The sequence below is a fragment of the Psychrobacter jeotgali genome (assembly GCF_904846315.1).
Taxonomy (GTDB): Bacteria; Pseudomonadota; Gammaproteobacteria; order Pseudomonadales; family Moraxellaceae; genus Psychrobacter; species Psychrobacter jeotgali.
In genome coordinates this window covers 697,258-719,431 of sequence record NZ_CAJHAF010000001.1, presented here as the reverse complement: position 1 = coordinate 719,431, position 22,174 = coordinate 697,258, and the positions used below count along the sequence as shown (strand labels likewise).

Sequence of the window (22,174 nt, the reverse complement as noted above, 5' to 3'; positions counted from 1 at the left end):
TCTTACTACCTTTTAGCCTTTCTTATTATAGATACTACCTTTTATATATAATATTGCTTCAAAAAGCATTACCTTTGACATTTTAGCGGTTAAATAACCAACTAGGCACTCATGGCAGATACTGACAAAACCGACGACTTACTCAATCAAACGCCGCCACACAATATTGATATTGAAAAGGCGTTGTTGGCTTCTTTGATGAGTATCGAAGAAGCTTACGACAAGATTGCAGATATTGTCACCAAAGACGACTTTTATGCGGGACGTCATCAACATATTTTTGCCGCTATTGCTCATTTGGCAGCTGTGGGTGAGCCTTATGATACCGTCATGGTACACGATTGGCTGGAAGCTCAAAAACTACTAAAAGCTGCGGGTGGCGATAGTTATTTAGCCGATATTTTGAGTCAAAGTCCGGCAACTTTATTTAACTTAACGGCCTATGCGCAGCGCGTCCGCGAGTTATCAACTTTGCGCCAATTGATTACCACGGGCAATGAGATGTTGACGCTGGCTTATAACCCTAAAGATCAAACCGTCAGCGATATCTTAGATAATGTTGAAGCTAAAATATTTAGTATTAATGAGCAACATAATAAGCGTGCCGAGCAGCGGGGTCCTGTCGGTATCACCTCAGTATTAACCAACGTAATTGATAAAATCCAAGAACTTAAATCCAATCCTGACGGCATGATTGGTCTGCAAACCCCCTTTGTTGAGCTCAATAATAAAACGCAAGGTCTGCAAGCTGGCGATTTAATTATTGTGGCTGCCCGCCCCTCAATGGGTAAGACCACCTTTGCCATGAACTTGGCAGAAGGGGTTTTATTTAATGAAGACCTCCCAGTAGTGGTGTTTTCGATGGAGATGCCCGCTGAGTCTATCGTCATGCGTTTGCTGTCCTCATGGGGAGCCATTAATCAAACGCATTTACGCTCAGGGCAGATGAATGAAGATGAATGGGCGAAAATGATGAACGCCATTCAGCATCTACAATCCAAGCATCTATATATCGATGATAGTACCGCTCTACCGCCCTCCGAGCTGCGTTCACGTTGCCGACGCATCGCCAAAAACCACGATGGACGCTTAGGCGCTATCATTGTCGATTATCTGCAATTGATGAAAGTACCCAATCTCGATGGTAACCGGGTTGGGGAGATCTCAGAGATTTCACGTAGTCTGAAAGCTTTGGCACGTGAACTTGAATGTCCGGTAATTGCCCTATCCCAGCTGAACCGTAGCCTTGAGAATCGCCCGAACAAACGCCCTATTATGTCGGATCTACGCGAGTCCGGCGCTATTGAGCAGGACGCCGATTTGATTATGTTTATCTATCGCGATGAAGTTTATAATGAAAATTCCGATCATAAAGGCGTGGCTGAGATCATCATCGGTAAACAGCGTAACGGCCCTATCGGTACCATACGTCTAGGTTTTGAAGGTCAATTTACCCGCTTTATCAATCTAACGCCCGAATATTATCAAGGCGCTAGTTTTGATGATGAATAAATGTATCTATTTTTATTTTCAATGAGATGGTGTCAGCAATTTAAGTATGAAAATAATTGCTGACAGCTCCCAGTTATAGTTAAGAAGCTTCTTATGCGCAAAGCCACTATTACCATTCATCCAGCTGCCATTAGCCATAACCTCCTGCAAGTCAAACACCGTGTAAAAAGTGCCAAAGTTTTAGCTATGGTAAAAGCCAATGCTTATGGTCATGGCGTAGCAGCTGTCCTGCCTGCCCTACAAGATGCCGATGGTATTGGGGTCGCCAGTTTTACCGAAGCTTTGGAGGCGCGGCAATTAGGCTGGGATAAAACTATTGGTCTAGTAGAAGGGGTTTTTAGCGCCGGCGAGTGGCAACAGGCTATCGACAACCATTGCAGCTGCGTGATTCATCATCGCCCGCAGCTGGATTGGGCGTTAGCAATGCTGCCACCAAGCGATAGTCCAACCCGAATGGTATGGCTGAAATACAATACAGGCATGAATCGTTTGGGTTTTGATGCCGAGGGTGTTATTAAAGCGGCTCAGCTTTTACATGATGCCGGTTACCAGCTGGTTTTGACCACTCATTTTGCTAACGCTGATCAGCGCGACCATCCACTAAACGACATTCAAATTCAGCGTTTTTCTAACATGCTCAGTCATTTGCGTGAGCATATCGATCCCGATATTAAAGGCTCTTTATGTAATTCAGCGGCAGTGATTAACTTTCCTGAATATGCCTATGATTGGGTACGCCCAGGGATTATGCTTTATGGCAGCTCACCTGTTAGTGATAAACAAGCTTATGAATTAAATTTGCAGCCTGCCATGGAGTTTAGCGCTCATATTATGGCGCTACAAACTGTTAATACAGGAGAGGCTATAGGTTACGGTAGTCGCTGGATAGCTGGTGAGCCTACCAGAACGGCGCTAGTCAGTATCGGTTATGGTGATGGTTATCCTCGGGTCATTAATGACAAGGCTTATGTCTGCGTTATCGATCATAACCGTCAGAATAATTATAAATGCCCTATTATTGGCCGTGTAGCCATGGATATGCTCGTCATTGATTTGAGCAGTGCACCCGTTGATATCGCCCTTGATAGCCAAGTCATATTATGGGGCGCTACCCCGCATGTTGATGAAGTGGCTAGTCATGCCGGCACCATTGGCTATGAGCTATTATGCCGCCTAAGTGCTCGCCCCGAGCGTCTACAAGCGTAACGGTCATTATGTTGAGGTTATCAATACCTTTTATTAATAAATTGCCATAAAATTGTCCGTTTACATTGAAAGTAATTCCGCTATACTAAAAGTTTGTTGTCACCGCCGCATACCAGTTTATGCAATAAGATAATGGCTGATAACGTTCCATTGACTGTGATCGACTGCTAGGACTGCTATGAGTTTGCGCCACTTTTTGACCCTATCTGATTTAACCCGACAAGAGCTACAAGACCTTATCAAACGTGCTAGTGAACTGCGTAAAATGCAGCATGCCGGCGAGATTTATCAGCCTTTTGTAGGCCGTACGCTTGGTATGATTTTTGAGAAGTCCTCTACCCGTACCCGTATCTCATTTGAGACTGGTATGGGACAATTTGGCGGCAGTGCGATATTTTTATCGCCTAATGACACTCAGCTAGGTCGCGGTGAGCCGCTAGAGGACTCTGCACGCGTTATCTCCAGCATGGTCGATATCATCATGATTCGCACTTTTGGGCACGAAAAAGTAGAAACTTTTGCTGAATATTCAAGCGTGCCTATTATCAATGCGCTGACCGATGACTTTCATCCCTGCCAGCTGCTTGCCGACATGCAAACCTATTATGAGCACCGCGGCAGTATTGAGAATAAAATCGTCACTTGGGTCGGCGATGGCAATAATATGTGTGCCTCCTTTATGCAAGCGGCCAACCAATTTGGCTTTGAGCTGCGCGTAGCGGCGCCCTATGGGTTTGAACCTGATCCAAAGCTGATGGAGCGCTTCTCGCACTGCGTTAGCTTGGTTGAAAATGTTCAAGATGCCGCCAAAGACTCCAATCTCATTGTCACCGATGTTTGGGCTAGTATGGGACAAGAATCTGAACAAAATACCCGTGCCCGCCGGTTTGCGCCTTACCAAGTAACGCCTTCCCTATTAGACAAAGCAGATCCTGATGTGGTGTTTATGCACTGTCTGCCGGCGCATCGGGGGGAAGAGATTTCGCACGATATGCTCGATGATCCACGCTCGGTAGTTTGGGATGAAGCCGAAAACCGCTTGCATGCACAAAAGGCATTGATGGAGTTTTTGTTAAAAGATAAGATCAAATTGGCTGTATAAAATTTATATAATCAGTTTTCGTAGGGTGCGTTCTACGCACCTATTGTGAGTTGTGAAGCATAATCTCATGAATGGTGCGCTGGGCACACCCTACTAAAAAACTGCGAATAGTTTTAATATCTGAATATTCAACAGACCCTACTTTAGCGCATTAAAGTCTCAACCCCATTATTACCCGCCTTCAATAGCACATCGGCTTGATTCGCCGCAAAAACACCATTACACACTACCCCAACGATGTTATTGAGCACCTGCTCAACAGCAATAGGATTGCTAACATCTAAATCATAGGTATCAAGAATCACGTTACCATAATCGGTTACAAAGCCCTCTCGATATACCGGCTCTGCGCCCATTTGCACCAACTGCCTTGCCACATAAGAACGTGCTTGCGGCAATACCTCAATCGGTACCGGAAACTCACGCCCTAAGATATCGACACTTTTGCTAGCGTCAACCATACAGATAAATTTGTTGGAAGCGGCAGCAACGATTTTTTCACGAGTGAGGGCACCGCCGCCGCCTTTAATAAGCTGCAACTGCGCATTGACTTCGTCAGCGCCATCGATATAAATATCTAAAGTTCCAGCAAAATTCAGATCAACAATATCAATATTAAGCGCTCTAAGCTTCTCTTCGGTCACTTGCGAGCTGGCAACCGCTCCGGCTATTTTAATTTCAGGTAACAGCTCAATGAGACAATTGACAGTACTACCAGTCCCGACACCCAATATCATACCTTCTTCGATATAATTTAAGGCAGCTTTGGCAGCGGCTTGCTTTTGTGCTTGCTGATCACTCATGATAAATCCTTGACAATATAAAATGGTAAAAATGCGCGCCCATTATAAACGATAGCGGCAACTGATGTCAGCGTTATGATATTTAGGATAAAAACTAGGATAAAATGTGCTTTTCTCTCGGCTAAAATAGGCTGATTAAGCTTATCACGACACAAAATTTGCAATTGCGTCTTGCAAGATGACAAAAATCAGCATAGTCTAATCTATTTCATTTTTATCTTATCGCCTGTTAGGAGTTATTATGCTGTCGCACTGGGTACGAGCTATTTTGCAAGCCACTGTTTATGATGTTGCTATTCAAACCCCACTTGAGCCTGCACCCAAGTTAACCCAGCGTTTCAATAATGATATTCGCCTAAAGCGCGAAGACTTGCAGCCGGTATTCTCTTTTAAGCTGCGTGGCGCTTACAACCGTATCAGTCAATTGAGCGCTGAACAAAAGGCACGCGGCGTCATCTGCGCCTCTGCCGGTAATCATGCTCAAGGTGTGGCTTATTCGGCGCGTGAGCTGGCACTAAACAACATTATCGTCATGCCTACTACCACCCCCGATATCAAAGTCAATGCCGTCAAAGTGCTGGGCGGTAATGTCGACTTATATGGTGATAGCTTTGACGAAGCGAATCGCTATGCCATCGAGCGCGCTGAGCGTGAAGGCTTAACCTTTATTCCACCTTATGATGACGAGCTGGTTATCGCCGGACAAGGCACCATTGCTCTTGAGCTGACTCAGCAGTGGCGCAACATGGATTATGTTTTTGTAGCCGTTGGTGGCGGCGGTCTCATTTCAGGAGTAGCCGCCTTTTTAGGAGAAGTGGCACCGCATATCAAAGTGATCGCCGTAGAGCCGGTAGATTCAGCATGCCTAAAAGCGGCACTTGCAACTGGTGAGCGCGTTAAATTAGAGCAAGTCGGACTGTTTGTCGATGGCGTAGCAGTGGCACAAATAGGCGAGCTCCCGTTTGAGGTCATCCGTACCCAAAAAAGTGATGGTTCAGGCCCGGTAGTAGAGCCTGAAGTCATTACTTGTAGCAATGATGAAGTCTGCGCCGCCGTCAAAGACGTGTTTGAAGAAAACCGTAGTATCGTTGAGCCCGCAGGAGCATTGGCAGTTGCTGGCATGAAAAAATATATTGAAAGCCATAATTTGCAAGGTAAAAACTGTGCGGCAATTATTTGTGGTGCCAATATGAACTTTGATCGCTTGCGTTATATCGCTGAGCGTACCGAGATTGGTGAGAAAAAAGAGGCCATCTTTGCCGTAACTATTCCTGAGCAAACAGGCGCCTTCTTAAGCTTCTGCCGCAGTTTGCAAGGCCGTAATATTACCGAATTTAACTATCGAGCTGACAATCAGCAGTCGCCTGATTCTATGGAGCCTGCGGCGATTTTTGTAGGTATTGGTTTAAAAGAAGGGGATAAAGAACGCCAAACGATCACTGAGCAGTTAGCAGCAGATGGTTACTCGGCTCATGACTTAACCGATGATGATATTGCCAAGTCGCATATTCGTCATTTGATTGGCGGTCATGCCCATGTCGAGAATGAGCAATTATTAAAGGTTTCTTTTCCTGAACGTCCCGGCGCGCTACTCACCTTTTTAGAGAAGCTTGGTGATGATTTCAACATTACCTTATTCCACTATCGCAATCATGGCGCAGCTGAGGGCCGAGTGCTCGTAGGTTTACAAGCTTCTGAGAGCAATTCAAGATTGCTGCAAGACGCCCTACTCGATATCGGTTATGACTGTACTACGGTCAATGACAATATAGGTTATCAGCTATTCTTGAAGTAATTGGAGTCATTGGCTTTTAATTGGCAATTAAACCACCATTTATATCTTATCTCTTTGATATAAACGAGGTTTTAATGAAGAAACACAATAAAAACCATAGCCAGCCTAACAATACTGAAAACGCTGAACGCATGCGTATTGATAAATGGTTATGGGCCGCACGGTTCTATCGGACTCGCACCCTAGCCAAAGAAGCTATCGAAAGTGGACGGGTACACTATGCTGGTAGCCGGGTTAAGACCAGCAAAGAGGTTTCGGTTGGCGATGAGTTACAAATTCGCCAAGGCTCGGCTACCGCCATGACTGAAAAAACAGTCATTGTGGAGGCGTTAAGCGCTCAGCGTGGTAATGCGACAGCGGCGCAAGCCTTATATTCTGAAACTGAAGAGAGTATTGAGCGCCGCGCTTATTACGCTGAACAGCGTAAACTTGCTAACCTAGCTCGCCCTGATAATAAACCTAATAAAAAACAGCGCCGTGATTTACAACGTTTTAAAGATGACCATAATTGATTAGGGCGTGGTATACGCACTTGTAAGCACTACTGTAGGTCAAATCCTAAAAAGCTTTCACTTGTCTTTGAGACTGTTAAGCGTTAGGCTGGCTGATAATTCGACCCTACAAAAAAACCAAGGTCATCCTCCTAAATTTCTATAGCATTTTTCTGTAAAAACTGAATGTAATAAAAGGTCATACTATGCAACTTAAAGCATCTACACCATCATCCATACTGCTGGTCTGCTTGGGTAATATCTGCCGATCACCAACGGCTGAAGAGATATTTCGCCAGCAGGCAGCCATTGCAGGCATCACGATGAAAGTAGATTCTGCTGGTACCGGAGATTGGCATATTGGTCATAACCCTGACAAACGGGCACAGCGCCATGCCAAATCTCATGGCTATAACATCAGCAAATTGGTAGCACGGCAGGTTAACGCCGATGATTTTCGTAAATTTGATTTAATCTTGGCAATGGATGCTCAGAACCTAGCTGATCTACAAACCCTCAAAGACAGTATTGAAGATACCGAAAATAATGAGTCACTGGCTAAACTAGCCCTATTTAGTGCTGAAGATCCTACTTATGGCGGTGATGATGTACCCGATCCTTATCAAGGCGATGGTGATGATTTTGAGGAAGTGATTGAACGTATTGAATCTAGCGCAAAAGCATGGATTGAAAGCTGGAAAAAGGTCTAATATAGACTAATTACTGGCCAAAATTAAAAGCACTGTTAGCTTAAAAAAGCTCAAAACCTAGATTATCAAAAGATAATCAGTTAAAGGATACCCATTTTATATGAGGTATCCTTGATAGGGCGTATAGCACATTCGGCCGTGGCACTGACAGAGACTATTTTTTAGGCGATTCTAGATTAAAATATCTAGTTTAGTCATTCTAAGCGGATATTTTTAATGACGAAGCGGCAAAAAATAGTCCTGTCCCCAGCCGTTTATAAAGAGGGGCTGATGCTAAAATCAATCTATTTGTTGTAACTGTTTAATTAAAATCAGCTAGCTAAGGCATCTGCATTACCTGCGATTGCAACGATGACTAGACCGATTTTAGCTATCAGCAGTGTCTGCTTGTGAATGTGCAACACGCCCTAATAACTGACGCCTCAATTTTATCTATTTACTCTATAGGCCATTGTATGACCGCAAATTTGCGCCTTTATCCTAGTCCTCAATATGAATCCCAGTATGACTTATCGCATGCTAATACCATGGCACTAGCGTGTACCGCCGATACCGTTATTACTTTGACCGATGAGCGCCAGCTAGATGCTTTTATGGGCAGTTATCAGGATAGTCAGCCATTACTGGTGTTATCAGGTGGCAGTAATGTACTTTTGCCAACGAGCTTGGACGCTATGGTCTTACGACCCCTAATGCAAGGTATCACGGTTACCAACCGCTCCTCATCCGATCCGTTAAATAATGATAATCCTGAAGCTACTGTACTAGAAACTGTCGATATAGAGGTTATGGCAGGCGAGAACTGGCACGATTTAGTCACTTATACGGTCAATCAAGGCTGGTATGGGCTTGAAAATCTAGCCTTGATCCCAGGCTTGACTGGTGCTGCTCCCGTGCAAAATATCGGCGCTTATGGCGTCCAGCTTGAAGACTATCTGCAATATGTGCGCGCTTATCATCTGCCTACACGCTCTTGGCACCATCTAAGCGCTGCTGACTGCCAGTTTGGCTATCGTGATAGTATTTTTAAGCGCTCCCCTAATACTTGGCTGATTACGCGAGTAGGCTTTCGTCTGCATACTGATGCGACGAAGGTTTTAGCCAGCTATGGCGACGTACAAAATATTGCGCAGGATTATGCGATAAAAAACAATCGCACTCAGCCTACGCCAATGGATGTGATGCAAGCCATTATTGATATTCGTCAGCAAAAACTACCTGATCCCAAGCAGCTGCCTAATTGCGGTAGTTTTTTTCAAAATCCAGTTATTCCTGCCAGCCAATTTGCCGCCTTACAGTCCAGCTACCCTGATATTGTGGGCTACCCCATGCCGGATTCCATGGTCAAAGTAGCAGCAGGTTGGCTTATTGAACAAGCTGGTCTGAAAGGCGATGGGATTAAGCCCATTTTCACTCATCAGCAGCAAGCACTGGTATTGACCAATCACGCTCCTTATGAAGCCACCCAAAATGATGTTGCCCGCGCGCAAGATTATATTGCCAGCGGCGTTTATGACAAGTTTGCTATCACTTTGTCACGTGAACCCGTTTGGGTAAATGCCGATAGTACGATTGGACACGCTCAACATGTGGTCTAAACGCTTTTGGCGACACTACTTACGTTCAGCTGAACGTATGGTCAAAGTATTTCGTATTATCAATATTACTTTTTTACTGGGCTCAACTTTTATAATTATTGTTTTAATAAGTTTATTTACCCCTCTATTTTCACGTACTGTGGTGTATGGATTAAACCAGTTACCCCTCCCCACTATGAGTGAGGCCGCCACAGATTTATCACCAACGGCCTATGTGGTCCTGGGCGGCGGTTTGACTAATGACAATAATAACCACATCATCCTTAATGGTTATAGTCTAAACCGTATTCGTGCGGCGGCTATAGCCTATCATGATGCGCCGCTACCTATTATCCTAAGCGGCGCTGAAGCACCGTGGATGGATCAATGGCTTATCGAGCACGGTATCGATGAAAAGTTAAGTGAAAACGCCAGTATGAACACTTGCGAAAATGCACGTTTCACTGCAAAACGTACCCCCCTACAGCATGTTTATCTCATCACTGATGATTATCATATGGCACGTGCACGTCGGCAGTTTGCTTTAAATAACATTTATACCACTCCTATTGCTGCTCCTCTACCTGTTAACCGTAATTGGATGCAGCCAGCACAAAACCTAAGTCACTCGCGCCGAGCGGTCTATGAGGTTGCTGCTTATATCCGTGACATCATACGTCCGCAGACCGACTGCCGTGATGCCGGAGAAGTCACTATTCAGCAGTTGCTAACCCCACGGGGCGATGCGGTTAAGACCTTTTAACCCCAGCAGGTTTATTACATTTACAATAAGCGTATAATATTACGAGAAACGGCTATTTGAGAGGTTTATTATGCTTAGTATATTTTTGCTAATTCCACTGAGTTTAATGCTATTCGTGGTAGCTATTTGGGCGGTACGTTATGCGGTAAGATCTAATCAATTCGAGGACTTAGACAACGCCTCGCAGCGTATTATTTTGGATGACCGTCAAGAGCGCCGGCAAGTCATCCAAGCGCATGAGTCCGCTAAAGAAGCCTCACAAAAAGAGACTTTACAAAAACAAATCCTGCAAACGGATGAATTATCTCTAAATGACGGTGATAATGACTCGTTGGCAGAGACTACAAAGCAAGAACAAGAGGCAGCTACTTTCGATAGTGATAACAAAACCAATCAATAAAGAATAACATCTACAGTAAAAATGACCATGAGATTTTGTCTCATTATTTATCTTAGGAGAGCTTTACCATGACCACAGCATTATTAATTGCGGCATTTATGATGGGTTTTTTAGGGTCGCCGCATTGCTTAGGAATGTGTGGAGGCTTGGTAGCTGCCTTTAGTTTATCGATGAAAGATGTCAGTCCTGCCAAACGTCGTCGCCTAATTGCTACCTATCATTTTGGACGGCTAACCAGTTATTCAGTGCTAGGTTTAATCGCTGGAATAGTGGGCACCACGGTATTAGAGCCTTTGATGAAAGGTAACAGCACGCCACGTATTCTATTGGGTTTGGTATTAGCCTTCGTTGGTATCACTATGCTTGGTGCACCATTTTTAGCTAAGCTTGAGCGTGTTGGCATGCGCTTTTGGCAATTTCTTAGCCCGGTTCGCCAAAAGGTCTTTCCACTCAATACTTATCCGCGAGCATTAGCAGCAGGTTTATTATGGGGATATTTGCCCTGCGGTCTGGTATATGGTGCTCTACTTATCGCTGTTGTGGCTCATAACCCGCTAGGCGGTGCAGCCTTGATGTTCGTGTTTGGCTTAGGCACTGTACCGATGCTGGTGGCTACCCATGAGACAGTTGGCTGGCTGCGAGATAAGATTGGACGTTTGCGCTTGCGTCAGATAAATGGTGCTTTAATGGTACTATCAGGCTTGGCCGTCATTTTTGTTCCGATAATGATGAAAAGCATGCATGGCGGTGATCATGGACAGATGGATCATGGCAGTCCTTCTACTATGATATCTGATACAGATAACAGCACTCATCAAAACATGAATCATAGCTCAGAATAGATAGAATATACTCAATAACTAAAAAGCCCTCAATGATAATTATCATTGAGGGCTTTTGCTTTATAGTTTCAGCCTCTAACTATTGTTGCCACTGCTCAAGAGTAAACTTGGTATCTAAGTGCTTCTCAAGTGCGGGCAGATTAAAAGCGTCATCTTCACTGACAAAGCTAATACTTATACCCGTCTGCCCAGCGCGTCCTGTGCGTCCAATACGGTGCACATAATCATCAGGTTGATCTGGCAGGGTGTAATTGACTACGTGACTAATATCATCAACGTGAATACCACGCCCCGCTACATCAGTAGCCACTAGAACTGAGGCGTGACCATCTTTAAAACGTTGCAGGTATTTCTCGCGCTTTTGCTGAATAACATCACCCGACAACATCACAATCTTATGGGCTTGGCGCAGCTTATGATAAAGGCGTTTAACTTGGTCTTTACGATTAGCAAAAACGATGACCTTATCTACATCCGTATCGCTGATAATACGCTGCAACGCTTCTAGCTTTTGATCCTCGGTTAATAAGTAAAAATGCTGATCAACCAATTCGCTGGTTTTGTGTTCAGGCTCAATCTCTACAAACTCAGGTTCATGTAACCAGCGATAAGCTAAATTCATAACATCTTGGTTAAAAGTAGCCGAAAATAGTAAACTCTGGCGATCGGTATTAGGTGGCATCCGTCCTACTAAACGCTTGATATCAGGAATAAAACCCATATCGAGCATGCGATCGGCCTCATCTAATACCAGTACCTCTACTCGGTCAAGATAAACCATACCTTTTTGCATCAGATCTATTAAGCGTCCTGGCGTAGCAATTAAAATATCTACATACTGGCGCTCAAGCTCGTGCTGCTGAGTTTCGTAATTAGTACCGCCCATGATACAAACGCTATGCAAGGCGGTATATTTAGTCAGTTCAATACAATCATCAAATATTTGCTGAGCAAGCTCACGGGTTGGTGCCATCACTACCGCACGGGGCTCGCCTAAATAACGCTCTTCATCAGCGCTAAACGGACGCTTCAGTAGCGCCTCCATAATAGTAATCAAAAACGTAGCGGTTTTGCCAGTACCTGTTTGCGCTTGTCCGATAGCGTCTTGATGGGCTAAGGTATGCGGTAGTATTTGCGCTTGAATGGCCGTTAGTTCGGTAAAGCCTAAATCATTGATCCCGCGTAAGGTAGGCGCAGATAATGGCAAATCCGTAAATGCAGTAAAATTACTCAAAAAATCATCCTTATATATTAACGCAGGCCCAATCAGGCTAACGCTGGTCGCTAAACGCAAAAAAGCCAAGCCCATTGTCTGCCTCTCATCTATACTGTAATGCTTACAATATAGGCAAGATCTGACCGGCTTGACTCAGTAGTATATCAGCAGTTTGTGTCGCCATTATAGTACAGTTATTATTATAATGACGTTATGACTTATTCTTCTACTTTTCTAACTTCTTCAGCTTGAAGACCTTTGTCACCTTCAACCACGCTAAACTCAACTTTTTCGCCATCTTTTAAAGAGCGATAACCATCACCTTGAATGGCACGGAAATGGACAAAGATATCTTCACCACTATCACGTTGAATGAAACCAAAGCCTTTTGCGTCATTGAACCACTTAACGATACCTTGCTCACGATCTGACATAGTATTACATCCTAAAAATACGCTTAGCCCCTAATTCCTTTGCGATATTGCATATAAACGGGTACTAAAATTACAAAATTAAAATTTGGCTACTTAACCCCTATCAATTACTTAATTAATAAAAAAGACTTATTAATTTTTTGGATGTTGACAAAGGTGTAACAAGTAACAATCTTGCAATAATTATTGCTTAAAAAATATCATAGCACGGGTTTTTAGTAACATAAAGTCTTTTAACACATTTTTTCGTGTTTAGGGAGGTTTTAACTATTATTTTTTATATCTAAGCAGACAAGCTGCTATTATAAAGCTTAATTGACTTACTAATAAATGATATCAGCCCTTACTAAACCCGCAAAATAGGCTTGAGTTTAATCATTTTGTTTATGCTTTTAAACCCATATATTCTTTTTTAAAATTCAGTAATAGAGACCTTTATGAGCGCATCCTCTTCATCAAACTTTTTAACAGATTCCAATGATACTCTGCCAAATAAAACCTATAAATTATTATTGATAAATGGCGCCAATTTGAATCTACTAGGTAAACGTGAACCCGATATTTACGGCCATACTACCCTAGTTGATATAGAAACTCAGCTAAAACAGCATGCAGCAACGTATGGTGTAGAGCTGATATGCGTTCAGTCTAATCATGAAGGGAAGCTCATAGACGATATCCAATATCACGGCCTACTAGCTGACACCAAAGCTCAAGTCGATGCCATTATCATTAATCCAGCAGCTTTTACCCATACCTCGGTGGCTTTACGTGACGCTCTACTAGCAACCGAAAAACCATTTATCGAAGTTCATTTATCCAACATTCATGCCCGCGAGCCCTTTCGCCAGCACTCCTATTTTAGTGATGTAGCGGTCGGGGTCATTTGCGGTCTAGGACATTTGGGCTATCAGATGGCATTAGATTATTGGCTGAAAAATATTTATAACTGTCAATTAAATAGTCATTAAAAATCAAAACCAGTTATTACTAGCTTAGTTTATATAGCCAAGTTGCCTTAGTTAACCTAAGACTACTGGTTAAACAAAGTGAAGTTGATTAAAATATAGCTCAATAAATCAATACTTTTAAATATAAATAGTAGTTATTGCCTAATTGCTTTTATATTGAACTGACTCTCTCTACTTTTTCTCAACAATCCAAAATATACGGTGATATGAATGGCGAACTCGTCCGGAAAACGCTTTATGAAACTGGCTGGCATGACTGCAAGTATTGCTGGTAAAGCCGCTAAAAATTCATTAAAGCATCTGTCTAGTGACGAAGAAAAGCGGCTACAAGCACGTTCTGATATGATGCAAGATGTGGGTATTCAAATTGCTGAAACCTTGGGGGAGATGAAAGGCGCGGTAATGAAAGTTGGGCAAATCGCCTCACAATATAAAGACGTCTTTCCTCCTGAGGTAGCTACTGCATTAGAAAAGCTACAAAAAGACGCGCCGCCCATGCCCTACTCGCAAATAAAAAAGCAAGTTGAACGTGAACTGAAAACCCCTATCGGCGAGGTGTTTTCCGCTTTTGAAGAAACCCCTTTTGCAGCCGCTTCTATCGGTCAGGTTCATAAAGCCACGTTGCCGTCTGGACAAAAGGTGGTGGTGAAAGTTCAATATCCTGATGTCGACGAAAACTGTGATAGCGATCTTAAACAAGTACGGATGGCGCTAAGAATTGCAGGCGTGCTCAACATGAGTCGTGAGCTTCAAGAGCAGCTGTTTGCGGAGATTCGGCAAAGCCTGCACGATGAGCTGGACTATGTCAAAGAGGCTAATAACTTACGAGTATTTAGTGCTTTTCATGCCGATGACAAAGGTTTAATTATACCTAAAGTTATTGGCAGTCATTCATCCAAACGTATTTTGACTTTGAGCGAAGAGATGGGCGAATCCCTAACGACCGCCTCGACATGGGATAACGAGATTAAGCAGAAAATCGCTACCCGATTATTTCATTTTAGCGCCGGACAGCTCTTTGGTTTGTACCGCATGCATTGCGATCCTCACCCAGGGAATTTTGCTTTTCGTCCCGATGGGAGTGTTGTCGCCTACGATTTTGGCGGAATTCGTAGTTATAGCGATAGTGAAGTACAGCTATTTCGCAGATTTGCACAGCATGCTATTCGCGGGGATGTGACCGCTCTTGAACAAGATTTAGTTGCGCTTGGCATACGCTCGGATGACGATACCAACATTCCGGGATCCTTCTATGAAGAATGGTTGGCTATTGGACTCAAGCCCTTATCAATTCCACCCTTTCATGAAGGCGAGTTCGACTTTGCTAATAGTCAAATTCATCATGAAGCTATTGCTAAAATGCGCACTTCTTTAAAATACTTCAATCAATTTCAGCCCTCAGCGACCACAATGATGCTCGATCGTACTATATCAGGGCAATACTGGAATTTGGTCAATTTAGGAGTCAAAATCGATTTGTCACCCTTGGTGGAAGAGTACTTTGCTATTCCTGATTAGAGCATGTCAAAAGAGTTTGCTATCTACACATGCAGCGCATGACCACAACGATCGCAAAAGGTAGCGTTTACGGCGTGACCAAATTTACCACAATTAGGACAAGAGATTGGGTTTAATTGTGGACGCATATTACGCGCCAGCTCAGCAGTAAAGATCCCCGTTGGTACCGCAATAATGGCGTAACCGGCGATCATAACCATGGTTGCAATAGCTTGTCCAATTGGCGTTTTTGGTGACATATCACCGTAGCCAGTGGTGGTTACCGTTACAACTGCCCAATAAATGGACAGAGGAATACTGGTAAAACCATTCTCTGGTCCTTCGACCACATAAATAATGGCGCCGAAAATTGTTACTAACAGCACTAAAGATAGGAAAAATACGATAATTTTCTGCTGACTGGTTCTAAGCGCTGAAGCCAAAAACCCAGCTTGTTGCATATAAGCTTTGAGCTTGAGAACCCTAAACACCCGCAAAATACGCAGAATACGTATCACTAACAGGTATTGTACCCCGACAAAGAATAAGCTTAAGTAGCTTGGCAAAACCGACAATAAATCCACTACTCCAAAGAAGCTAAAAGCGTAACGTAGTCTGTTGGGTGCAGAAAATAACCTCAGGGCATATTCAATAGTAAATAAAATGGTAAAGAACCATTCTGCATAATAAAAAAAGGTGCCAAACTGCAAGCGCATGTACAGCACACTATCTAGCATCACCACAGCTACGCTAGCTAAAATCGCAATCAGTAAAACAATATCAAAAAGCTTACCCCAGCGGGTATCCGTGCCTTCGATAATAATATGAATGCGGTTACGTAGATGAGTAATAGCTTCAACGGATGGTTGCTTCATATAGTTCAGTAGCTTCGTAAAATCAAGGACTTGGCAACGCCCAGTGATTTATAGTGATAAAGAGAGTCGCAGGTTGGTCAAAATACCTATAAGTGGTTTATAATATCGACCAATTATAGCAATCATAACGACTTATAAGTTGCCACAGTGTAACAAAAAACAGCTTTTAACGACATATAATTAATAAATACTTAATCTTATAGTTATAAAAGCCGCTGTAAAATTTAATATAACTCACTTTATTAATTTTTCTATTTCTCATAATACGATATAGCGTAATTTAAGGATATAACATGGCAGGTCATTCTAAATGGTCAAATATTAAGCATCGTAAAGCCCGTCAAGATGCGGTTAGAGGTAAGGTATTTACTAGAGTCATCCGCGAGATTGTATCAGCAGCCAAACAAGGTGATCCCGACCCTGATAAAAACCCACGCTTGCGTGCGGCTATCGAAAAAGGTTTGTCAGTCAATATGACCAAAGACACTATCAATCGTGCGGTTGAGCGCGGTGCAGGGGGTGGTGACAATGACAATATGGATGAAATCAGTTATGAAGGTTACGGCGTCGGCGGGGTGGCGGTACTGGTCGAAACCATGACGGATAATGTCAATAGAACCGTCAGCGAAGTACGTCACGCCTTTACTAAATATGATGGTAATTTAGGAACCTCAGGCTCGGTTGCTTATCTATTTAATAAGCGCGGTGAGATCAGCTTTAATGACGTTAGCTTAGAAGAGGATGTCATGCTGACGGCATTAGATGCAGGGGCAGTAGATATCGAAAATGACGGTGACAGCTTGTTAGTCATCACTGAAGTAGATACTTTTGGTCAAGTTAAGGATGCTTTAAATGCCGCAGGCTTAATCTCAGATAACGCTGAGGTCACTATGTCGCCATCAACCAATGCTGAAATTGACAACCTTGACGATGCAGAAAAGGTAATGAAAATGATAGATATGCTTGAGGACTTGGATGACGTACAAGAGGTCTATACCAATGTCAGCTTCACCGATGAAGTGATGGCGCAGCTTGAAGAGTAGTCTATCGTTATACTATCGGACTATCCAGTTCGCTTAATACTTTATACCCTCTCACTCTTCTAAAGAGTTAACTTCCGAAACCAAACAGTATTAAGCTGTTTGGTTTTTTTATTGAAACTTTCAATTCCCCTTTATGAGTATTGTATTTTTTCTAATCGAGGAATATAATCAACTTAGATAGTAATAATTATCATTTGCAATACCATTATCTTTTGATAACAATAACTGGAGTTGGTTTATGAAGGCTACTTTATTCTCGTCTTATCATACTAATACTAATCTGGAAACTAGCTCATTGCATCTATCTTCATTATTAGATTTAGGTAAGCAGCAAATTGCCATCATTGATGAGGTCATAGCCAATGATCGATTTGGTGATATCGATAGCACAATCAGTCAAAGACTAAAAGATTTGGGGTTTTTGCCCAATACGACCATCCGGGTGATTGCCAAAAGCTTATTTGGCAAACCGCCTTACGTAGTACAGCTGGGCACTGGAGCACAGTTTAGCTTACGTACTGATGAGCTTATGAAAATCAGGTGTCACCCTTTAACGACTTAGTCGTAATAAATATAACCATTCGAAAACTACTCAAAAGTCACACTAAAAGGGCTTTCCTATACTATTCACTCATGAAGCGATGAATAAGCCATGTCCTACTCGATGCCAATCACACCATCCGTCGCAATAACTACCCCCATCACGCTTGCCTTAGTAGGCGCACCGAACTGCGGAAAGACCGCTACTTTTAATGTTCTGACAGGATCTAAAGCCAAAGTCGCCAACTATTCGGGAGTAACCGTCGATAAGCGTACTGCTACCCTACTGGGGCATTCTGGGGTAAATATTATAGATCTGCCAGGTACTTATAGCTTGAAAACTACCAGCCTTGATGAAGAAGTCACTCGTAAGGTTTTAATGGGTCAAATGCCGGGCGAGTCTGTACCTGATGGGATAATCTTCGTGGCTGATGCTACTAACTTACGTATGTCGCTGCGTATGCTATTAGAGCTCAAGAATTTAGGCTTACCTATTATAGTAGCTCTCAATCTGAGTGATGTGGCAGCAAGCCGCGGGTTGATAGTCGATGAATCCGTGCTATCAGCAGAGCTTGGCGTACCTGTGGTCAAAACCGTTGCTATCAAACGCAAAGGCTGCAAACAGTTATTAGATTTGGCCGATGAGTTCATTGAACACTTAAGCAATAAAGCGCCAGCCATGCGTTTTTATAATACCGACACTGATACGCAGTCTATGTACCAGATGGCAGATAACATTCTAAATCAGGCGGTGACGAGACCACAAAGCTTACCAAAATGGCATGAGCGTATAGATCAGTTGGTGCTTCATCCCGTCATAGGCATGGTCATCCTTTTGATGATTCTTTTTGTTATATTTCAAGCCGTCTATGCTTGGGCAGCACCGCTCATGGATGGGCTTGAATGGCTAGTGGGTAGCCTCGGCGTATTATTAGCAACATGGCTACCAGATGGTATGCTACAGAGCTTAATCGTAAATGGCATTATAGCTGGTGTGGGTAGCGTAGTCGTGTTTGTGCCACAAATTGCGCTACTTTTTTTATTCTTATTAATCCTTGAGGATTCAGGGTATTTGCCGCGCGCGGCGTTCTTATTGGATAATGTATTATCTAAAGTTGGGCTATCGGGACGCTCGTTTATTCCTTTACTGTCGGGGTTTGCTTGTGCGATACCAGCCGTCATGTCGACCCGTACCATTCCTAATCACAGAGAGCGCTTTATCGCAATCGCAGTATTGCCCATGCTTACCTGTTCGGCACGCCTGCCTATTTATGCGCTGATAATCGCGGCAGTTATTCCGAACCATAAGGTGCTGGGTATATTTAATTTGCAGGGCATGACTTTATTTATCTTATATATCGCTGGAATTGGTTCGGCCGCCTTAGTATCGTGGCTATTTAAACGTTTTCATCATACAAAATCAGAAACGTCTGCCTTTCCCCTCCTGATGGAGCTGCCTACTTATCGCCTACCTAATATCAAGCATATTGCTAGCGAGCTTTGGGACAAGGTAAGTGCCTTTTTAATGAAAGCAGGTACGGTTATTTTTGCTCTGTCGGTCTTATTATGGGTATTGGTGAGCTTTCCAGCAGCGCCTGCTAACGCTGCCGGCCCTGCTATTAATTATAGCTTTGCAGGTATGCTTGGGCATTTGCTTGAGCCTATTTTTGCACCCATTGGTTTTACTTGGCAGATGTGTATAGCCTTGATTCCCGGACTGGCAGCGAGAGAAGTAGTAGTTGCCGCTTTAGGTACGGTATATGCTGTAAGCAGTGTTAGTGACGATGCTATTAGCCAAACACTTATCCCCATTATCAATGCTGAATGGGGACTGGCAACTGCTTTTTCATTTTTAGCATTTTATGTTTATGCGCCTATGTGTCTTGCTACCCTTGCCGTTATTCGCCGCGAAACTAAATCGTTAAAGCAAACACTAGCTATCGCAGGATATTTGTTTGTATTGGCTTACCTGATGGCGTGGATAGTTTATCGAGTTACAGGGCAAATTTTTGGTTTTTAAGGAATGAGTTATGAGTACACCAATAGAATATCTTCTTGTGTTTATAATAGTGGCTATCTCTGTTTATTATGTTTGGAGCAGAGTAATCTTCAAAAAGTCAAAAGACTGTTCAGGCTGCGGCAAGTGTTCTAAATAGTAAAAAGCCAAAAACTATAGATAGCTTTTGGCTTTTTACATGCTCTTAGGAGTCAGTTTTAATACTCACTAATTTTACACTAGACTCCTTCCAGCGCTAGCAGATACTCCTTTTTATCGAGTCCGCCAGTATAGCCGCCAAGTTTGCCATCGCTAGCAATCACACGGTGGCAAGGAACAATAATGCTAAATGGATTTTTACCGTTAGCATTGGCAACTGCGCGGTAACCCTTAGGATTATTGACATTTTGGGCAAGGGTGGCATAACTGATAGTTTCACCATAATTGATATCTTGGAGTGCTCGCCATACTTTTTGCTGAAATTCAGTACCCAATGACAAATCCAGTGGCAGATCAAAAACCTTGCGCTTGCCAGCAGCATATTCGTCCAGCTGATCAATCGCTGTTAATAATAAAGCTTGGGAAGGGTCTTTTCTACTTAGGCTATTACTATCTATAAAGCTAAAATCATCAGCGCTTAGCCGGTAATGCTTTTTGAGCTGAGCAAACGACTTGGAAGCACGCCATGAAATATCATCCTTTGGCAGCCAATTTACTTCCACCAGCTTAGGGCTTGGATGCTCATTCGTACTAGCAATTAAAATCAAGCTATATTGCTCTAAGTCGGTAGTCGTTACTATCATAGCGTCTGCTCTTTTCATTAATAAGGTGTAAACCCAAAGGCTAGCTTCTCAAGATTTTAGCTTTCCTCAGTCTCAAACAACGCTGCAACGAACTGCTTAGGACTAAAGGCGCGCAAATCATCAATCGACTCACCTACTCCAATATAGCGAATGGGCACATCGGTAGTTTCAGCGATGTTAAAGACTACTCCGCCCTTAGCGGTACCATCGAGTTTGGTAATGGTAATACCGGTCAAAGGAACGACTTTATTAAACAGCTCCACTTGATTGATAGCATTTTGACCGGTGCCCGCATCAAGAACAATCATACCCTCGTGCGGTGCCGTAGGATCCGCTTTACGCATAACCCGCACCACTTTTTCGAGCTCTGCCATTAGATGAGTCTTATTTTGCAAGCGGCCTGCGGTATCAGCAATGAGAACATCGATGTTTTTGGCTTTAGCAGATTGCATGGCATCAAAGATAACGGATGCGCTATCGGAACCATGACCTTGAGCAATTACCGGTATATGATTACGCTCACCCCAAATCTGCAGCTGTTCAGTTGCCGCTGCACGGAAAGTATCGCCAGCGGCTAGCATGACTGACTTGCCTTCACCTTGCAGACGCTTAGCCAACTTACCAATAGTGGTGGTTTTGCCCACCCCATTCACCCCAACTACTAAAATGACGAAAGGTTTTTTACTGGTATCGATAACCAAAGGAGCTACCTTTGGCGTCAAAATATCAACCAATTCTGTTTGGAGCGCTTTATACAAAGAATGCGCATAAATCAGGTCGCCACGGGCAGTCTGTTCAGTCAAACTCTTGATAATACGATTGGTAGCGTCAACACCGATATCAGCTACTAATAACTGATCTTCAACCTCTTCTAATAACTCATCGTCAATCTCTTTACCACCAATGAGAATATTAACCATACCTTCGGCTAAGTTTTTACGCGATTTACTTAGCCCAGACTTCATGCGATTGAACCAACTGCCTTTTTGGCGGCCTTGCGAATCTTGATCTTGCGCTTGTTGACCGACCTCTGACTGCATCTCTGTACTAACATTACTACTCGTACTAGCGCTACTACTCTCACCTAATTGTGGTTGTAATGGCATAGTCGGCACCGTAGCAGACTTAGCTTTTACATCGTGATCACTAATGGCGACCTCAGTAGCTTCTGGAGGCTCAGGCGTCACAATTGGTGTCCCTAAAGCAATATCATCGCTAGTCTCTGACGCAGCATCAGTTTCAGGCTTATCGGCTATCGGTTCATCAATGATATCGACAGATTGCGCTGGCAGACTGGGTAAGGTAATATCATCGTCATCCAAATCATCAAGACTACCGTCAAGGTTGATGACCACGCGATTAGCATTATTGGGGTTATTCATAAGTTTGCCCTAAAAATTATCAAAGTTAGAGTCATAATTGAATATCAAATAAGCTCTAATTCTATTTGCATAAAAAATCATTAAAATGAGTATTGGTTTTACGCTAGTTTAGCATAATTCAACAACCACTTAGCGACACCCGAGCTATAGTAATGAATGATAAACTTATAGAAAAGGGATAAGAAAAGTTAGATTAAGGTTTAGACACAAAAAACT

Annotated in this window: 21 protein-coding genes; 15 read left to right on the top strand and 6 right to left on the bottom strand. The window is 43.1% G+C overall.

The window, feature by feature from the left end; genetic code table 11:
• Positions 1-111: 111 nt before the first annotated feature.
• From dnaB to argF, 3 genes are all read left to right on the top strand, one after another.
• On the top strand, positions 112-1,512 hold the full coding sequence (gene dnaB / locus JMX18_RS02955) for a replicative DNA helicase (RefSeq protein WP_201583760.1): 1,401 nt from the start codon (positions 112-114) through the stop codon (positions 1,510-1,512).
• Positions 1,513-1,605: 93 nt separating this feature from the next.
• Positions 1,606-2,718 carry an alanine racemase gene (gene alr / locus JMX18_RS02950; protein ID WP_201583757.1) on the top strand — a complete coding sequence of 371 codons (1,113 nt, stop codon included), beginning with the start codon at positions 1,606-1,608 and terminating at the stop codon, positions 2,716-2,718.
• 178 nt (positions 2,719-2,896) lie between these two features.
• Positions 2,897-3,820 (top strand): ornithine carbamoyltransferase, encoded by a 924-nt coding sequence (argF, locus tag JMX18_RS02945; RefSeq protein WP_201583756.1) that lies wholly within the window; start codon positions 2,897-2,899, stop codon positions 3,818-3,820.
• Positions 3,821-3,963: 143 nt separating this feature from the next.
• Here argF and rpiA read toward each other — a convergent pair whose 3' ends face one another.
• Positions 3,964-4,623, bottom strand: coding sequence for a ribose-5-phosphate isomerase RpiA (gene rpiA, locus JMX18_RS02940; protein WP_201583753.1), 660 nt, complete (start codon positions 4,621-4,623; stop codon positions 3,964-3,966).
• Between the two features lie 241 nt (positions 4,624-4,864).
• Here rpiA and ilvA point away from each other — a divergent pair, with 241 nt between their 5' ends.
• From ilvA to JMX18_RS02905, 7 genes are all read left to right on the top strand, one after another.
• Positions 4,865-6,418: a threonine ammonia-lyase, biosynthetic gene (gene ilvA, locus JMX18_RS02935; protein ID WP_201583751.1), complete on the top strand. Its 1,554-nt coding sequence runs from the start codon at positions 4,865-4,867 to the stop codon at positions 6,416-6,418.
• Positions 6,419-6,492: 74 nt separating this feature from the next.
• The gene (locus JMX18_RS02930) at positions 6,493-6,930 is read left to right on the top strand and encodes an RNA-binding S4 domain-containing protein (RefSeq protein ID WP_201583749.1); all 438 of its coding nucleotides are present in this window, start codon (positions 6,493-6,495) and stop codon (positions 6,928-6,930) included.
• 185 nt (positions 6,931-7,115) lie between these two features.
• The gene (locus tag JMX18_RS02925; protein WP_201583748.1) at positions 7,116-7,619 is read left to right on the top strand and encodes a low molecular weight protein-tyrosine-phosphatase; all 504 of its coding nucleotides are present in this window, start codon (positions 7,116-7,118) and stop codon (positions 7,617-7,619) included.
• Between the two features lie 455 nt (positions 7,620-8,074).
• A complete protein-coding gene (gene murB / locus JMX18_RS02920) occupies positions 8,075-9,217 on the top strand; it encodes a UDP-N-acetylmuramate dehydrogenase (RefSeq protein WP_201583747.1) in 1,143 nt (380 codons plus the stop codon).
• Positions 9,207-9,959, top strand: a complete 753-nt coding sequence (locus JMX18_RS02915) for a YdcF family protein (protein WP_227674540.1) — start codon at positions 9,207-9,209, stop codon at positions 9,957-9,959. Before murB ends, JMX18_RS02915 begins: the two co-directional genes overlap by 11 nt.
• A 70-nt stretch (positions 9,960-10,029) precedes the next feature.
• Entirely contained in the window at positions 10,030-10,359 is a 330-nt protein-coding gene (ccoS, locus tag JMX18_RS13185) for a cbb3-type cytochrome oxidase assembly protein CcoS (protein WP_227674539.1), read from the top strand.
• Positions 10,360-10,427: 68 nt separating this feature from the next.
• Positions 10,428-11,201: a sulfite exporter TauE/SafE family protein gene (locus JMX18_RS02905; protein ID WP_201583739.1), complete on the top strand. Its 774-nt coding sequence runs from the start codon at positions 10,428-10,430 to the stop codon at positions 11,199-11,201.
• Positions 11,202-11,280: 79 nt separating this feature from the next.
• Here JMX18_RS02905 and JMX18_RS02900 read toward each other — a convergent pair whose 3' ends face one another.
• Positions 11,281-12,435 carry a DEAD/DEAH box helicase gene (locus JMX18_RS02900; RefSeq protein ID WP_201583730.1) on the bottom strand — a complete coding sequence of 385 codons (1,155 nt, stop codon included), beginning with the start codon at positions 12,433-12,435 and terminating at the stop codon, positions 11,281-11,283.
• Between the two features lie 200 nt (positions 12,436-12,635).
• Positions 12,636-12,851: a cold-shock protein gene (locus JMX18_RS02895; RefSeq protein WP_201583718.1), complete on the bottom strand. Its 216-nt coding sequence runs from the start codon at positions 12,849-12,851 to the stop codon at positions 12,636-12,638.
• 437 nt (positions 12,852-13,288) lie between these two features.
• Here JMX18_RS02895 and aroQ point away from each other — a divergent pair, with 437 nt between their 5' ends.
• Positions 13,289-13,822, top strand: a complete 534-nt coding sequence (gene aroQ, locus JMX18_RS02890) for a type II 3-dehydroquinate dehydratase (protein WP_201583716.1) — start codon at positions 13,289-13,291, stop codon at positions 13,820-13,822.
• Positions 13,823-14,032: 210 nt separating this feature from the next.
• Positions 14,033-15,340 carry an ABC1 kinase family protein gene (locus JMX18_RS02885; RefSeq protein WP_201583714.1) on the top strand — a complete coding sequence of 436 codons (1,308 nt, stop codon included), beginning with the start codon at positions 14,033-14,035 and terminating at the stop codon, positions 15,338-15,340.
• Between the two features lie 23 nt (positions 15,341-15,363).
• Here the strand turns inward: JMX18_RS02885 and JMX18_RS02880 are convergent, their stop codons facing one another.
• Entirely contained in the window at positions 15,364-16,194 is an 831-nt protein-coding gene (locus tag JMX18_RS02880; protein ID WP_201583712.1) for an ion transporter, read from the bottom strand.
• A 293-nt stretch (positions 16,195-16,487) separates the two neighbouring features.
• Here JMX18_RS02880 and JMX18_RS02875 point away from each other — a divergent pair, with 293 nt between their 5' ends.
• The 3 genes from JMX18_RS02875 to feoB all read left to right on the top strand — a co-directional run bounded on the left by JMX18_RS02875 (position 16,488) and on the right by feoB (position 19,797).
• The gene (locus JMX18_RS02875; protein WP_201583710.1) at positions 16,488-17,237 is read left to right on the top strand and encodes a YebC/PmpR family DNA-binding transcriptional regulator; all 750 of its coding nucleotides are present in this window, start codon (positions 16,488-16,490) and stop codon (positions 17,235-17,237) included.
• Positions 17,238-17,475: 238 nt separating this feature from the next.
• Entirely contained in the window at positions 17,476-17,799 is a 324-nt protein-coding gene (locus JMX18_RS02870; RefSeq protein WP_201583707.1) for a ferrous iron transport protein A, read from the top strand.
• 126 nt (positions 17,800-17,925) lie between these two features.
• Complete coding sequence (gene feoB, locus JMX18_RS02865; RefSeq protein ID WP_201588193.1) at positions 17,926-19,797, top strand: ferrous iron transport protein B; 1,872 nt, start codon at positions 17,926-17,928, stop codon at positions 19,795-19,797.
• 215 nt (positions 19,798-20,012) lie between these two features.
• On the opposite strand, the gene JMX18_RS02860 is transcribed toward feoB, so the two are convergent.
• A complete protein-coding gene (locus JMX18_RS02860; RefSeq protein WP_201583704.1) occupies positions 20,013-20,576 on the bottom strand; it encodes a methylated-DNA--[protein]-cysteine S-methyltransferase in 564 nt (187 codons plus the stop codon).
• Between the two features lie 56 nt (positions 20,577-20,632).
• Entirely contained in the window at positions 20,633-21,958 is a 1,326-nt protein-coding gene (gene ftsY, locus JMX18_RS02855) for a signal recognition particle-docking protein FtsY (protein ID WP_320158318.1), read from the bottom strand.
• Positions 21,959-22,174: the final 216 nt, after the last annotated feature.

Bases quoted from the DNA above. Each gene is read 5' to 3' on its own strand.
- dnaB (WP_201583760.1), top strand. From the start codon at position 112: ATGGCAGATACTGACAAAACCGACGACTTACTCAATCAAACGCCGCCA.
- alr (WP_201583757.1), top strand. From the start codon at position 1,606: ATGCGCAAAGCCACTATTACCATTCATCCAGCTGCCATTAGCCATAAC.
- argF (WP_201583756.1), top strand. From the start codon at position 2,897: ATGAGTTTGCGCCACTTTTTGACCCTATCTGATTTAACCCGACAAGAG.
- rpiA (WP_201583753.1), bottom strand. From the start codon at position 4,623: ATGAGTGATCAGCAAGCACAAAAGCAAGCCGCTGCCAAAGCTGCCTTA.
- ilvA (WP_201583751.1), top strand. From the start codon at position 4,865: ATGCTGTCGCACTGGGTACGAGCTATTTTGCAAGCCACTGTTTATGAT.
- JMX18_RS02930 (WP_201583749.1), top strand. From the start codon at position 6,493: ATGAAGAAACACAATAAAAACCATAGCCAGCCTAACAATACTGAAAAC.
- JMX18_RS02925 (WP_201583748.1), top strand. From the start codon at position 7,116: ATGCAACTTAAAGCATCTACACCATCATCCATACTGCTGGTCTGCTTG.
- murB (WP_201583747.1), top strand. From the start codon at position 8,075: ATGACCGCAAATTTGCGCCTTTATCCTAGTCCTCAATATGAATCCCAG.
- JMX18_RS02915 (WP_227674540.1), top strand. From the start codon at position 9,207: ATGTGGTCTAAACGCTTTTGGCGACACTACTTACGTTCAGCTGAACGT.
- ccoS (WP_227674539.1), top strand. From the start codon at position 10,030: ATGCTTAGTATATTTTTGCTAATTCCACTGAGTTTAATGCTATTCGTG.
- JMX18_RS02905 (WP_201583739.1), top strand. From the start codon at position 10,428: ATGACCACAGCATTATTAATTGCGGCATTTATGATGGGTTTTTTAGGG.
- JMX18_RS02895 (WP_201583718.1), bottom strand. From the start codon at position 12,851: ATGTCAGATCGTGAGCAAGGTATCGTTAAGTGGTTCAATGACGCAAAA.
- aroQ (WP_201583716.1), top strand. From the start codon at position 13,289: ATGAGCGCATCCTCTTCATCAAACTTTTTAACAGATTCCAATGATACT.
- JMX18_RS02885 (WP_201583714.1), top strand. From the start codon at position 14,033: ATGGCGAACTCGTCCGGAAAACGCTTTATGAAACTGGCTGGCATGACT.
- JMX18_RS02880 (WP_201583712.1), bottom strand. From the start codon at position 16,194: ATGAAGCAACCATCCGTTGAAGCTATTACTCATCTACGTAACCGCATT.
- JMX18_RS02875 (WP_201583710.1), top strand. From the start codon at position 16,488: ATGGCAGGTCATTCTAAATGGTCAAATATTAAGCATCGTAAAGCCCGT.
- JMX18_RS02870 (WP_201583707.1), top strand. From the start codon at position 17,476: ATGAAGGCTACTTTATTCTCGTCTTATCATACTAATACTAATCTGGAA.
- JMX18_RS02860 (WP_201583704.1), bottom strand. From the start codon at position 20,576: ATGATAGTAACGACTACCGACTTAGAGCAATATAGCTTGATTTTAATT.
- ftsY (WP_320158318.1), bottom strand. From the start codon at position 21,958: ATGAATAACCCCAATAATGCTAATCGCGTGGTCATCAACCTTGACGGT.